The sequence below is a fragment of the Hydrogenophaga sp. RWCD_12 genome (assembly GCF_046604225.1).
Lineage (GTDB): Bacteria > Pseudomonadota > Gammaproteobacteria > Burkholderiales > Burkholderiaceae_C > Hydrogenophaga.
Genome location: NZ_JBKIXC010000001.1, coordinates 46,517 through 60,083, shown reverse-complemented (window position 1 = coordinate 60,083; position 13,567 = coordinate 46,517). Strand labels below are relative to the sequence as shown.

Here is a 13,567-nt window from a genome sequence, read left to right as displayed (position 1 = left end):
GCTCAGGCCAGCAGACCGCTGGTCGCAAATACCTCCCGCCAGACCTGGAACTTCCTCTCGAAGCTCCAGCTGGCGTTGGCGGGGCTGGTGGAGGGCAGCCTGTGCACCGGCAGGCCGAGCGCCTGTGTGTGCTTGGCGTGGCGGAAGCTCTCGCCGCCGTTGTGTGCGATGGCCTGAAGCACCGGGCACTCGCGCAGGACCCGGGCGAAATCGTTGAGTTCGGCGTGGCGGATGGCGGTGTCGAGGCTGCCTTCCCGCTCGCAGGCGCCGTACACATCCCAGATGCCGAGGCCGCGCGTGCGCACCGCGTCGAGCCGGTCTTCGTAGGCCAGGCCGACCAGATCGACGCTCCAGAGCACCGAAAGAATCTTCCAGAACTGGTTCTGTGGGTGGCCGTAATACTGTTGCGCGCGCAACGAAGCCACGCCCGGAAAACTGCCGAGCACCAGCAGACGCGTGCCAGGGCCGATCACCGGCGGCAGGCCCACCAGGCGGGTCATCGGGCGACAGGCTCCAGCGCGGCCAGGCGCGGCAACACGCGCACGGCGTTGGCGGTGGTCGCCGACGCCAGCGCGTCGGGTGTCATGTTGCGCAGTCCTGCGACCACTTCGCCGATGCGCGGCAGTTCGGCCGGCGTGTTCAGTCCCTGCGGCTTGCCGCCTTCGCGTTCGGCGGCGGTTGCGTAGAGCCACTGCGGCGGAATGTCGGGCGCGTCGGTCTCCAGCACGAGCGCCGACAGCGGCAGCTCGGCCGCCAGCGCGCGCAAGCGCTTCGCCGGCTCGAAGGTCGACGCGCCACCGAAGCCCAGCGCGAAACCCTGGCCGATGAAGGCGTGCGCCTGCTCGGCGCTGCCGTTGAAAGCGTGCGCGATGCCGCCGCCCGTGGGCAGCTCGCGCAGGTGCTTGAGCACGGCATCGGCACTTCGCCGCACATGCACGATCACTGGCAGGCCGTGTTGGCGCGCGAGGCGCAACTGCGCGCGGTAGAAAAACGCCTGCCGCTCGCGCATGGCCGGCTCGCACAGCGCCGGCACGAAGAAGTCCAGCCCGATCTCGCCCACTGCAACCAGGCGCGGATCGCCCCGGTGCGCGGTCAGCGCCGCGTCCAGCGCATCCAGATCCTCATCGACCGCCTGCGGCACGTACAGCGGATGAATGCCCAGCGCGTAGGCGTCGCCCATCCGGTGTGCCAGCAGACGCACCGTGTCGAGGTTCTTGCGCATCACCGCCGGGATCACGCACAGCCCCACGCCGCGCTGTGCCGCGAGTGCGCGCGCCTGCCGGGCCAGACCATGGTCGGGGCCGAACTCCGGGGCGTCGAGATGGCAATGGGTGTCGATCCACATCGGGGGTATAACTCCTCCGAAGATTGTGCCCCTGCCACCTCGGCAGGTTTTCACCACGGAGGAATTCCCATGTCGCCACGCCTGAACCGTTTCCTGTCGCTCACGCTCCTGACCGTCACCGGCGCACTGGGCGCCTGTGCGGCGGGCACTCCCCCGGCACCCGCCGCGGCTCCGGAGCCGCTGTGGGGCAGCGAGTGGCGGCTGCAGGACATCGGCGGCCAGGCCGCACTGCCCCAAAAGGCCGCCACACTGACGTTTCCCAAAAGCGGCCAGGTCGCTGGAGAAGGCAGTTGCAACCGCTTCTTCGGCACCGTCGAGATCGAGCGCGACCGCCTGAAGTTCGGCCCGCTGGCCTCGACCAAGATGGCCTGCATGGGCGGCGCGAGCGAACAGGAGTCGCGTTACCTGGGCGCGCTGCAGAAGGCGCAGCGCTACGAGGTGAAGGGCGACACGCTGCTGATCCACGCGCAGGGCATGGACCAGCCGCTGCGCTTCGTCAGGACAGCACCCCGGCCGTGAGGCGCAGCACGCGGCTGCAACGCGCGGCCAGCGTCTCGTCGTGCGTCACGACGACAAAGGCTGTGCCCTGGTCGCGGGCCAGCTGCATCATCAGGTCGAACACACCGTCGGCCGTGCCGCGGTCCAGGTTGCCGGTCGGTTCGTCGGCCAGCACGCAGGCCGGCTTCGCCACCAGGGCCCGCGCGATGGCCACACGCTGACGTTCGCCGCCCGAGAGTTCGGCCGGCCGGTGCAGCAACCGCTCCGACAGCCCCACTTTCGCCAGCACCTGCGCCGCCTGCTCGCCCGCAGCTGCGCGATCCATGCGCCGGATCCACAGCGGCATCGCCACGTTGTCACGCGCGCTGAATTCGGGCAAAAGGTGGTGAAACTGGTAGACGAAGCCCAGATACTGGTTGCGCAGGTCGCCTTGCTGCGCCGCACTCAGCCCGGCCAGCGCCTGGCCCATCAGCGTCACGCTGCCGGCGGTCGGCGCGTCCAGCCCGCCCAGCAGGTGCAGCAAGGTGCTCTTGCCCGAACCCGAAGCGCCGACGATGGCCACCGTCTCCCCCGCACGCACCGTGAGGTCCACGCCGTGAAGCACGATCACATCCAGCCGGCCTTCGGAGAAGCGCTTGGTCAGGCCGGTGGCCTGCAGAACAACGTCATTCATATCGGAGCGCTTCGGCGGGATTCACACGACTGGCACGCCAGCTCGGGTAGATGGTGGCCACGAACGACAGCACCAGCGAGATCACTGCCACCGGCAGGATGTCGGCGCGCTGCGGGTCGCTGGGCATCTGGCTGATCAGGTAGACGTCCTTGGGCAGGAAGCTGGCGCCCAGCGCATGTTCGATCGCCGGCACGATGGTGTCGATGTTGAACGCGATGCCCAGACCGAGCAGCAGACCGACCCCGGTGCCGATCACGCCGACCATCGCGCCCTGGACCATGAAGATGCCCATGATGCTTTTCGGGCTCGCGCCTAGGGTGCGCAGGATGGCGATGTCGGCGCGCTTGTCGGTCACAGTCATCACCAGCGTCGACACCAGATTGAAGGCAGCGACCGCGACGATCAGCGTCAGGATGATGAACATCATGCGTTTCTCCAGCTGGACCGCCGCGAACCAGCTGCGGTTCTGGCGCGTCCAGTCCTTGATCAGCAGGCCGTCGGGCAGCGTCGGCGCCAGCTCCAGCGCCACTTCGCGCGCCCGGTGCAGGTCCTTGATCTTGATGCGCACCCCCGTCGGGCCTTCGACGCGGAAGATGCGCGCGGCGTCGTCCTGGTGCAGCAGCACCAGCGCCGAGTCGTATTCGTAGTGGCCGGAATCGAAGGTGCCGACCACCGTCGTCTGGCGCACGCGCGGCACCACACCGGCAGGTGTCACCTGGCCGCTGGGTGCGATCAGGGTCACGGTGTCGCCGTTGCCGACACCCAGGTTGCGGGCCAGTTCACCGCCCAGGATCACGTTGAAAGAACCGGGCACCAGCCGCGGCAGCGAGGTCTGCGACAGCTCTTTGGCCAGTTCGGTCACCTGCGGCTCCTGCGCCGGGTCGATGCCGCGTACCAGCGCGCCCTTCATGTCTTCGCCGCGTGCCATCAGCGCCTGTGCGCCGACGAAGGGCGCGACGCCGATCACTTCCGGGTGTTTGCGGACCGTCGCCATCACCGATGCGAGATCGGGAATCGCCTCGCCGCCAGGCGCATACAGCTCGATGTGCGACAGCACGCCGAGCATGCGGTCGCGCACTTCTTTCTGAAAGCCGTTCATCACCGACAGCACCACGATCAGTGCTGCCACGCCCAGCGCGATGCCCAGCATGGACACGCCCGAAATGAAGGAAATGAAGCCGTTGCGCCGGGTGGCGCGACCAGCGCGGGTGTAGCGCCAGCCAAGAATGAGTTCGTAAGGGGTTTGCATCGATGGAATCCAGCGGCGATTGTGGCATCCCCGACAATCCCTTCCGTAACGCGCTGTACTCCCCGCCCCCGTGCCCCAACACCTCCTGATCCCCTTTGCCGCCGCCAGCGCTCCCGAGTGCCAGGCGCTGCTGCCGTCGCTCGCCCTGCCCCATCTGAAAGCCTTGCTGCCGCTGCTGGGCGAACAGCTGGCCGACCGCTGCGACGACCACAGCCTGAGCCCGCCGCACGAACGCGCACTGGCCCGCGCGCTCGGTTTGCCGGCGTCTGACGGGCTGACGCCCTGGGCGGCGGCGCAGAGCGACACCCCCACGCAGCCCCAGGCCTGGTTCAGCCTGTGCCATTACCAGGTCGGCATGGAACAGGTCTCGCTGTTGCCAGGGGCGCAACTGGGCCTGGACGCGGCGGATTCGCGCGCCCTGTTCGATGCCTTTGCGCCCCTGTGCCTGGAGGACGGCATCACCCTGCGCTGGGACAGCCCGACCGAGTGGCATGCCAGCGGTGAGCCATTGCGGGGCATCGCCAGCGGCAGCCTGGACCGGGTGAGCGGCCGCATGGTCGACATCTGGCTGGCCGAAAGCCCTGCCAACCCGGCCGGTGCGCGCCTGCTCAAGCGGCTGCAAAGCGAAGCGCAGATGCTCTTCTATACCCACCCGGTGCACGATGCGCGCACCGCGCGCGGCCTGCTGCCGGTCAACGGCTTCTGGGTGCATGGCGCGGGCGCGCTCGATGCGGTGCCGGCGCTGGCCGAAGCGCCCACCATGCCCGATGCCCTGCGCCAGGCCGCGTTGCGCAACGACTGGGCTGTCTGGAAAACCGCCTGGGAGGCACTCGACACGGGCCAGATCGCCGCCCTGCTCGACGCCGCCCGCCGCGGCGAGCCGGTCACGCTCACGCTCTGCGGCGAACGCCATGCCCGCACCTGGACCACCGTCCCGACCGGCGCCTTCGCGCGCCTGGGCCGCTCGATCAAGAACCTGTTTGGCACCGTCCCGGTCGCCGAGACCCTGAAAGACCTATGAAGATCATCACCCGCGAAGTGCCGCCGCGCGCCGCCTGGGCGCTGGAGCAGGCCGGCCTGCACCCGCTGCTGGCCCGCCTGTTCGCCGCCCGCGGCATCACCGCCCGGGAACAGCTCGATGACGCACTGGCCCTGCTGATCCCGCCGGCGCAGATGCTGAACGCGACCACCGCCGCGAAGCAGCTGGCAGACGCGATGGCCGCCGGCCAGCGCCTGTGCATCGTGGCCGACTACGACTGCGACGGCGCTACTGCCTGTGCCGTTGCCGTGCGCGGGCTGAAGCTGCTGGGCGCGCCGCTGGGCTGGGACCGGGTCGAGTACCTGGTGCCCGACCGCGTCACCGACGGCTACGGTCTCACGCCGTCGATCGCCAGGCGCGTCAAACAGCGCGGCGCCGACTGGCTGGTCACCGTGGATAACGGCATTGCGAGCGTGGAAGGCGTGCAGGCCGCGCGCGAAGCTGGCCTGCAGGTGCTGGTGACCGACCACCACCTGCCCGCGGTGATCGACGGCGCGGTCGCGCTGCCGCAGGACTGCACCATCGTCAACCCCAACCAGCCCGGCTGCGGCTTCGAGAGCAAGTCGATCGCGGGGGTCGGGGTGATGTTCTACGTGCTGCTGGCCTTGCGCGCGGAACTGCGCGAGCGGGGTGTGTTCGACGCGAAGTCACAGCCCAAGATCGACACGCTGCTGCCCCTCGTGGCGCTCGGCACCGTGGCCGACGTGGTGAAGCTCGACGCCAACAACCGCCGCCTCGTGGCGCAGGGTCTCAAGCGCGTGCGTGCCGGCGCCATGCCGCCGGGCATGACAGCGTTGTTTGCGGTCGCGGCGCGCCAGCCAGCCAAGGCCAGTGCCTTCGACTTCGGCTTCGCGCTCGGGCCGCGCCTGAACGCCGCCGGACGCCTGTCGGACATGACGCTGGGCATCGAGTGCCTGCTGACCGAAGACGCGGGCCGCGCCGACGAACTGGCGCGCATGCTCGATGGCATCAACCGCGATCGCAAGGCAATCGAAGGCGAGATGCGTGAGCAGGCGCTGATGCTGGCCGAAGAGCTCTTCGACGACTCGGAAGAGCCGCCACCCGCGCTCACCGTGTTCGACCCGGATTTCCACGAGGGCGTGGTCGGCATCGTGGCCTCACGGCTGAAGGACAAGCTGCACCGCCCGACCTTTGTGTTCGCGGCCAGCGGCGCCGAAGGCAAGGAGCATGAGCTCAAGGGCTCGGGCCGTTCGATCCCGGGCTTCCACCTGCGCGACGCGCTGGACCTGGTCGCCAAGCGGCACCCGGGCGTCCTGCTGCGCTTCGGCGGCCACGCGATGGCGGCGGGTTGCACGATCGATGAGGAACACCTGGACGTGTTCGAGCAGGCCTTTGCGCAGGTGGCGCACGAGTGGCTCGACGCGGCCACGCTGCAGCGCCGGCTGGAGGCGGACGGTGCGCTGGACAGGCAGTACCGGCGCACGGATCTCGTGGACACGCTGCACGCGGAGGTGTGGGGCCAGGGTTTCGCGCCGCCGGTTTTCTGCGAGGAGGTGCAGGTGGTGAGTCAGCGGCTGGTGGGCGAGAAACACCTGTCGGTGAAGCTCAAGCACCAGGGCGATCCGGTGGACGGGATCTGGTTCGGGCACACGGAGCCGCTCCCATCGACGGTGAAGATCGCGTTCCGGCTGGACGCGGATGAGTGGCAGGGGCAGCGGCGGGTTCGCTTTCTGATCGAGGCGGCGGAAATCTGAAGTCCTTTTGTTCCTGCGTCTGTGCGTTGCTGGAGGGCACGGGCGGCACTGTTCCGCTCATGTCCCCCGACGGCCGGTGGCCGTCTCCTCCTTTACTTCGCTACACAGCACCACCCGCACCCTCCAGCGCGTGACGTACCGGCTCTCCCCCACTGGCGAGCGCCAGGAGGTCGTCGGTGATCGGGGTGACCGGCGTAGCGAAGTAAAGAAGGAGGCCTGGGCGCAGCCCGGGCCGGGTGACATGAGCGGAGCCGGTCACCCCGGTCGCCGACGAACGCAGCCCCGACAACGAACAAAAGTCAGCCCATCAAAGACTCGCGCACCGCAGAAAGCTGTCGGCGCGACACGGCCAGACGTTCCTCACAGCCGTCCAGCCGCACCGTCCAGCCCTCGCCTTCGACCGGATCGTGGTGCTTCTCCACCGCGCGCACGCAGCGCCGCGCCACCAGCGCATTGCGGTGCACCCGCACGAACAGGTGCGCGTACTTCTGTTCCAGTTCGCTCAGCGCGCCATCGTAGATGTGCTCCTTCTCCGCCGTGCGCACCGTGATGTACTTCAGCTCCGCCTTCAGGTAGATCACATCCGCCAGCGCGACCCGCTCGCTGCGGCCCCGTTCCTGGATCAGCAGGCTCTCGGTCGTGCCCGGTTGCTCATTGAGGTCCGACGCCGCCTGCAGGCGCTGCACCTTCTGCAAGGCCTGCTGCAGGCGCTCCAGCCGCACCGGCTTGGTCAGGTAGTCGACCGCATCGAGTTCGAAGGCGCTCAACGCATGTTCGGCGTGTGCCGTGACGAACACCACCTTGGGGGGCGAGACGAGGTTGCGCAGGTTCGCCGCCAGCGCCACGCCATCGACCCCGGGCATGTGGATGTCCAGCAAGACCAGGTCGCAAGGCATTCGCTGGATCTGCTCCATGGCCGCCACCGCGTTCGCCGCCTCGCCGACCACCTCGGCACGCGGATCGGTGCAGTCGCCCAGCAGCGTGCGCAGGCGCGACCGCGCCAGCGTTTCGTCGTCCACGATCAGTACCTTGAGTGTCATGTCACGCTCCGTTCATCCCTGCCGCCAACCCGACTTATATCGGTATTTCGAGTCGAACCTGATACACACCGTCGACCAGCGCCGACTGGAACCTGCTTTCGACATCGTGCAGCAGCGCCAGCCGCTGGCGCACGTTGTCCAGCGCCAGCCCGTGTCCGGGTGATCCGCTGCCGGCCGGCACTGTGTTGGTCACCTTGATGACCACCACCGAACCACGCCGCTTGGTGGTGATGCGCACCGTGGCCCCCGTCGGGCTGGGCTCGACCCCGTGCTTGACCGCATTCTCGACCAGCGGCTGCAGGATCAGCGGCGGCAGGCGGGCGCCCGCAGCCTTTTCGTCCAGATTCCACTCGACCTTGAGACGGTCACCAAACCGAACCTGCTCGATCGCCAGGTAGTGCTCGGCCAGCTCCAGCTCCTGGCGCAGTGGCACATCTTCCTTGGTGTCGGCCAGTGCATGGCGGAACAGTTCACTCAGGTCTTCGAGCAGGGTCTCGGCTTTGGCCGGCTCGGCGCGCACCAGGGCAATCGCGCTGTTGAGCGTGTTGAACAGAAAGTGAGGGCGGATACGGGCCTGCAGCTCGGCCAGGCGGGCCGTGGTACCGGCGGGCTCCTTGGCGCGCGAACGCCAGACCAGGCCGGCCACCATCACCGCCGCCACCAGCGCCCCGGTCGCGGCGCTCGCCAGCCACGGAGCAGGTGACACCAGATTGGTCCACGAGAGCATTCCGCAGCCATAGATCGCCGACACCGCACCCAGCAGGATCCCGCTGGCCCATTGGCCCGGCACCGGCAGTCGCCCGATCGCACGCTTGAGCATGCAGGTCACCAGCAACCAGATCAGCACCGACGGCAGCACCGCCGCCGTCAGCACCGCCAGCTGCGACAGCCAGGCCACCAGCGAATGCGCCCCGTACAGCGACACCACCCAGGCAATCGCCTGCACAAACAGCACCGCACGCAGCACGACCCCGAGCCGGCAGGTCTCGAACAGCAGTTCGCCCGCCTGCCGGTGATCCGGCATCTGCGACATCGGCAGCCTCGAGGCCGGCCCGGACAGGTCGTGGAAGGTCGATAAAATTCGGGAGTCCTGCATGGCTCGCACTATAGGTTGTCGCCGACGACCGTTGATGAGTCAGCGCGCACGGTCCACCCCTGCCGGGCGCATGCGCCACCTTCCGAACCCCTCTCTCGCCGCTGGCACCACCATGTCCACCAACCAACTCGACAAGAAATCCGAAGCCTGGTCCGCCCTATTCTCGGAGCCCATGAGCGAGCTGGTCAAGCGCTACACCGCCAGCGTCTTCTTCGACAAGCGCCTCTGGCTGGCCGACATCACCGGCAGCCTGGCCCACGCTGAAATGCTCGCTGCGCAGAAGATCATCGGCGCCAGCGACCTGGCCGACATCCAGCGCGGCATGGCGCAGATCCGCTCTGAAATCGAGGCTGGCGGCTTCGAATGGAAGCTCGACCTGGAAGACGTGCACCTCAACATCGAGGCGCGCCTGACCCAGCTGGTGGGCGACGCCGGCAAGCGCCTGCACACCGGCCGCAGCCGCAACGACCAGGTCGCCACCGACGTGCGCCTGTGGCTGCGCGACGAGATCGACCTGATCAGCGACCTGCTGAAAGAACTGCAGGTCGCCCTGGTCGATGTGGCCGAGAAGAACGTGGAAGTGATCCTGCCCGGCTTCACCCACCTGCAGGTCGCCCAGCCGGTGAGCTTTGCGCACCACCTGCTGGCCTATGTGGAGATGTTCAGCCGCGACGCCGAGCGCATGGTCGACGTGCGCCGCCGCACCAACCGCCTGCCGCTGGGCAGCGCCGCGCTGGCCGGCACCACCTACCCGCTGGACCGTGAGCGCGTCGCGAAGACGCTGGGCATGGAGGGCGTGTGCCAGAACAGCCTGGACGGTGTGAGCGACCGCGACTTCGCGATCGAGTTCACCGCCGCGGCCAGCCTGTGCATGGTGCACATCAGCCGCTTCTCGGAAGAGCTGATCCTGTGGATGAGCCAGAACTTCGGCTTCGTGAAGATCGCCGACCGCTTCACCACCGGCTCGTCGATCATGCCGCAGAAGAAGAACCCCGACGTGCCCGAACTCGCCCGCGGCAAGACCGGCCGCGTGGTCGGCCACCTGATGGGCCTGATCACCCTCATGAAGGGCCAGCCCCTGGCCTACAACAAGGACAACCAGGAAGACAAGGAGCCGCTGTTCGACACGGTGGATACCTTGAAAGACACGCTGCGCATCTTTGCCGAGATGGTGGGCGGACAGCTCAACCCCGCCACCGGCGCCAAGGAAGGCGGCATCACCGTCAACGCCGCAGCCATGGAAGCCGCGGCCAACAAGGGCTACGCCACCGCCACCGACCTGGCCGATTACCTGGTCAAGAAGGGCCTGCCCTTCCGCGACGCCCACGAAACCGTGGCCCATGCGGTCAAGGCCGCCACGTCACACAACTGCGACCTGTCCGAACTGCCGCTGACCGTGCTGCAGGGTTTCAATGCGTCGATCGAAAAGGACGTGTACGAATGCCTGAGCCTGCGCGGCAGCCTGAACGCCCGCAACACCCTGGGCGGCACCGCGCCAGTGCAGGTCAAGGCGCAGATTGCCCGCCACCGCACCCGGCTGGCCTGAGCCCGATGCTGCGCCGCGCCCTTCTGCCGCTGGTGCTGCTGGTCGGCCTGGGGCTGGGCGCGGTGGCGGCGCCAGCGCAAACACAGGCGCCGGAACATCCGGCGCCGCAGTTTCTGAACCGCAGCGAAGCCGCCGCCTTGATGGCTGGCCCTGGCGCACAGGCCTACTTCGACGCCATGCATGTTCCCGAGCTCCTGGCCAAGACCCGCCAGGACTTGCGGGGTTTGTCGCTGGCCGAGGCACGCGAACGCGCAAAAGCCCACTACGCCGCCGAGACACTGGAGTTCTCCGCCGACGAACAGGCCCTGCTGCGCTGGTCGCTGAATGCGTTGTGGCCCACGCTGGTCGACAAGGCCCCGCTGTATGCGCGCACCCCCTGGAAGTTCGCCAAGATCAGCGACCGGGTGGAAGGTGGCCTGCCCCACACGCGCGAAGACACCATCGTCTTTGGTGCGGGGATCCTGCAGAACCTGCTGGCCGGCTACCGCGCACAGGATCTGACCCGGCTCCAGGTGTTTCTGGGCTACCTGCTGGTCCACGAGCAGACGCACATCCTGCAGCGCAGCCACCCGGCGATCTTTGACGGGCTGAACACCCAGTTTCTTGGCTTCGTGCGCGTCCCGGCCCCGCAGATGCCGGCGCTGCAGGAGCGCGGCGTGATCAATCCCGATGCACCGGTGAGCGAATGGATTTTCCCGCTGCCCGGTTCGCCCGGCGAGGCGGTGCTGCCCTGGCTGCAGCTGGGCAATCTGCAGACGCCAAGCATGCCGCGCGACTTCCAGAAGCAGGCCGTGCGCTTTCGCCTGGAACAAGGTCAGTGGCGCCTGCAGGAACCCGATGGGCGCCCATCCTCCGGACCGCTGCTGGAAGTGCAGGGCTATGTGGACGCGTTCCCCAACCGGAACGAGCTCTACCACCCCCACGAAATTGCCGCGGACCTGCTGGGATACTGGCTGGCTGGCCGGACCGACGCCAGTGCCCAACACCCCCTGCGCCGCGCACTCCCGGCGTGGGCGACACAGTCCCTGAAATAGACTTCCGCCAACGGACACCACCGACCGATGCGCCAACTCCTGCTGCTCTTCTTCTCGATCGCCGCCGGCTACGGTCTGTGGCTTTTGACCCGTCCGCTGGTCAGACCCGAGCAGATCGGTCTGATCAAGCGCCACGGCCTGCGGCTGGCCGCCGTGGCCCTGGTGCTGCTAGCCATGCTGGTCGTCGCCTACTTCGTTCCCTCCACCAAACTGCTCTGACCATGACCGCCTCTGCCGCCCTGCGCCGACTGACCGTTCCCGCTGCCGCTTTGCTGCTGGCAGCCTGCAGCCAGATCGACACCGGCAACGTCGGCGTGGAACGCACGCTGGGCAAGGTCGGCACCGAGGCGCTGAACCCCGGCGTCTACTTCACACTGTTCAAGACCGTCGACGAGTTCACGACCAAGGAAGTCAGCTTCCAGCTCAACGACATGACGCCCAAGAGCCGGGACAACCTGACGATGAAAGACGTCGACATCGACGTCTACTACAAGACCACGCCCGCGGCCGTGCCCGCGCTCTACATCAAGTACCAGGGTGATGTGGTGCAGCACAACCAGATCGTGCAGGGCGGCACCAAAGACCTGGTGGTGGCCTTCAGCCGCGTCTCGCGCGAAGCCCGCGAAGCGATCTACAAATCTGTCGCCGAGCTGGACGCGACCACCATGCACACCAAACGCACCGAACTGTCGGAGATGGTCCGCGCCCGGCTGCAGCAGGAACTGGAAAAGAACGACCCCGGCGCGTTCGTCGTCACCGCCGTCAACGTCCGCAACCTGCTGACCGACCCGGCCATCGAGGCCGCCATCCGCTCGCGCGCCGAGACCGACCAGGCGATCGAAAAGAAGCGCAAGGAAGTCGAACTGGCCAAGGCCGAGGCCGAAAGACTCATCGTGCAGGCCCAGGGCGAAGCAAAAGCCAACGAAATCATCAGCGCCTCGCTCACGCCCTCCCTCAAGGAAATCAAGCTGGCCGAGATTCAGCGAGACACCGCCCTGGCGCTGGCCAGCAAGCCTGGCAACACCGTGCTGCTCGGCGGCTCCGCCACGCCGCTCGTCAACGTCGGCAAGTAGCCGCTCAAGACCGGCGGCCAAACGCCGATCTAGACGACAAACAAGTCCATGGAATGTCCATGGACCACATCCCTGGATGGAGGTTTGTCGTGTCGCTTCTCATGATGTGGATTGCTGGTGTCCTGGCACTGGCGTTGGCCTGGTGGTTTTTCCGGCGCCCGACGCCGACGGCGACCGCTTCGCCACACGTCGCCGTTCAACGCGTCAGCACGCCGGCGCCCAAAGCCTCGCCCCCCACCGCCGCACCGGCACAGGTGCCGACCTTGCGCGAACCCGTGGCGCCGGTGCAGGAGCCACTGCCGGCCAGTCTGTCGGAGTTCCGCTGGCTGGGCGCGCAGGACATGGAACCGGCGCACCGCGACACCCTGCTGACCGCCGTGCGCGGCATTCCCAAGCCCCCGCGCTCGATGCAGAAGCTGCTCTCGCCCGACTTCGTCGCGCGCGCCGGTTCGGCCGAACTGAGCGATCTGGTGATGGGCGAACCGCTGATCGCCGCCAAGATCCTCTCGACCGTCAACGCCCCGATCTACGGCCTGCACACGCCCGTGACCAACATCGGCCAGGCCGTCACCTTCCTGGGCATGAACACGGTGCGCAGCATCTGCCTGCAGTACATGCTGGCCGAAGCCTTCAAGCCCAAGCTGGCCGAAGCGCAACGCAGCTTTGACGCGATCTGGAAGGCCAGCGCGATCGCCAGCGAACTCTGTGTGCGGCTGGCCAAGGCGCTCAATCTGCCCGACCAGGGCACGCTCTCGACCCAGGTGGTGCTCAGCTTCGTGGGACAGCTCGCCACCGCCTCGCTGATCCCGATGTCCGGGCTGGAAAAGTGGCTGGATCGCGGCCGCCTGGAGCGCGCCCGCCTGGAGCAGGAACTGCTGGGCCTGAATGCGACCGAAATCGGCGGGCTGCTGATGAAGTCCTGGGAATTGCCCGAGGAACTGGTCAACGACGTCAGCGGCGTCGGCCGCCAGCTGGTCACACCCTTCATGTCGACCGACCCGAAACGCGCGCCGCGCTTCGCGCTGGGTTACCTCTGTGCCCGGCTGGGTGAACGCCTGGCGCTGGGTCAGCTAGAAAGCCTTGAAGGCTACAGCTCGCAGCAGGACGGCGGCGTCGACACCTACCACCTGCGCGCCAGCCTCTCGCACCCGGCACTGGCCAAACTGGACCAGGCTCTGGCCTCACCCGAGCTGCAGGCCACGGTGGACCAGATGCTGGGCCGGGTCGCGGCCGAAGCCTGACCCTCCCGCCGGACCTGC

14 protein-coding genes are annotated in these 13,567 nt (G+C 67.8%); 8 read left to right on the top strand and 6 right to left on the bottom strand.

Annotation, left to right across the window (positions count from 1 at the left end; all coding sequences use genetic code 11):
* Positions 1-2: 2 nt before the first annotated feature.
* Together ACLIJ1_RS00300 and ACLIJ1_RS00295 are read right to left on the bottom strand one after the other, a co-directional pair.
* Positions 3-500 (bottom strand): DNA-deoxyinosine glycosylase, encoded by a 498-nt coding sequence (locus ACLIJ1_RS00300; protein WP_411363482.1) that lies wholly within the window; start codon positions 498-500, stop codon positions 3-5.
* Positions 497-1,345 (bottom strand): TatD family hydrolase, encoded by an 849-nt coding sequence (locus tag ACLIJ1_RS00295; RefSeq protein WP_411363481.1) that lies wholly within the window; start codon positions 1,343-1,345, stop codon positions 497-499. The genes ACLIJ1_RS00300 and ACLIJ1_RS00295 overlap by 4 nt, the downstream gene beginning before the upstream one ends.
* A gap of 69 nt (positions 1,346-1,414) precedes the next feature.
* Between ACLIJ1_RS00295 and ACLIJ1_RS00290 the strand changes: the two genes are divergently transcribed.
* Positions 1,415-1,864, top strand: coding sequence for an META domain-containing protein (locus ACLIJ1_RS00290; protein WP_411363480.1), 450 nt, complete (start codon positions 1,415-1,417; stop codon positions 1,862-1,864).
* Here the strand turns inward: ACLIJ1_RS00290 and lolD are convergent.
* Positions 1,842-2,516, bottom strand: a complete 675-nt coding sequence (gene lolD / locus ACLIJ1_RS00285) for a lipoprotein-releasing ABC transporter ATP-binding protein LolD (protein ID WP_411363479.1) — start codon at positions 2,514-2,516, stop codon at positions 1,842-1,844. The genes ACLIJ1_RS00290 and lolD overlap by 23 nt on opposite strands.
* Positions 2,509-3,765 (bottom strand): lipoprotein-releasing ABC transporter permease subunit, encoded by a 1,257-nt coding sequence (locus ACLIJ1_RS00280; protein WP_411363478.1) that lies wholly within the window; start codon positions 3,763-3,765, stop codon positions 2,509-2,511. The genes lolD and ACLIJ1_RS00280 overlap by 8 nt, the downstream gene beginning before the upstream one ends.
* 70 nt (positions 3,766-3,835) lie before the next feature.
* Between ACLIJ1_RS00280 and ACLIJ1_RS00275 the strand changes: the two genes are divergently transcribed.
* A complete protein-coding gene (locus ACLIJ1_RS00275) occupies positions 3,836-4,786 on the top strand; it encodes a phosphoglycerate mutase (protein WP_411363477.1) in 951 nt (316 codons plus the stop codon).
* On the top strand, positions 4,783-6,519 hold the full coding sequence (gene recJ, locus ACLIJ1_RS00270; protein WP_411363476.1) for a single-stranded-DNA-specific exonuclease RecJ: 1,737 nt from the start codon (positions 4,783-4,785) through the stop codon (positions 6,517-6,519). The genes ACLIJ1_RS00275 and recJ overlap by 4 nt, the downstream gene beginning before the upstream one ends.
* A gap of 299 nt (positions 6,520-6,818) precedes the next feature.
* Here the strand turns inward: recJ and ACLIJ1_RS00265 are convergent, their stop codons facing one another.
* Complete coding sequence (locus tag ACLIJ1_RS00265; protein WP_411363475.1) at positions 6,819-7,559, bottom strand: LytR/AlgR family response regulator transcription factor; 741 nt, start codon at positions 7,557-7,559, stop codon at positions 6,819-6,821.
* Between the two features lie 34 nt (positions 7,560-7,593).
* The gene (locus ACLIJ1_RS00260; protein ID WP_411363474.1) at positions 7,594-8,655 is read right to left on the bottom strand and encodes a sensor histidine kinase; all 1,062 of its coding nucleotides are present in this window, start codon (positions 8,653-8,655) and stop codon (positions 7,594-7,596) included.
* Between the two features lie 112 nt (positions 8,656-8,767).
* Here ACLIJ1_RS00260 and argH point away from each other — a divergent pair, with 112 nt between their 5' ends.
* The 5 genes from argH (at position 8,768) to ACLIJ1_RS00235 (ending at position 13,549) form a co-directional block, all read left to right on the top strand.
* A complete protein-coding gene (argH, locus tag ACLIJ1_RS00255) occupies positions 8,768-10,201 on the top strand; it encodes an argininosuccinate lyase (RefSeq protein WP_411363473.1) in 1,434 nt (477 codons plus the stop codon).
* A gap of 5 nt (positions 10,202-10,206) precedes the next feature.
* Positions 10,207-11,235: a hypothetical protein gene (locus ACLIJ1_RS00250; RefSeq protein WP_411363472.1), complete on the top strand. Its 1,029-nt coding sequence runs from the start codon at positions 10,207-10,209 to the stop codon at positions 11,233-11,235.
* Positions 11,236-11,262: 27 nt separating this feature from the next.
* On the top strand, positions 11,263-11,454 hold the full coding sequence (locus tag ACLIJ1_RS00245) for a hypothetical protein (RefSeq protein WP_411363471.1): 192 nt from the start codon (positions 11,263-11,265) through the stop codon (positions 11,452-11,454).
* A gap of 2 nt (positions 11,455-11,456) precedes the next feature.
* Complete coding sequence (locus ACLIJ1_RS00240) at positions 11,457-12,308, top strand: SPFH domain-containing protein (RefSeq protein WP_411363470.1); 852 nt, start codon at positions 11,457-11,459, stop codon at positions 12,306-12,308.
* Between the two features lie 89 nt (positions 12,309-12,397).
* Positions 12,398-13,549: an HDOD domain-containing protein gene (locus ACLIJ1_RS00235; RefSeq protein ID WP_411363469.1), complete on the top strand. Its 1,152-nt coding sequence runs from the start codon at positions 12,398-12,400 to the stop codon at positions 13,547-13,549.
* The last annotated feature ends 18 nt before the right edge of the window (positions 13,550-13,567 follow it).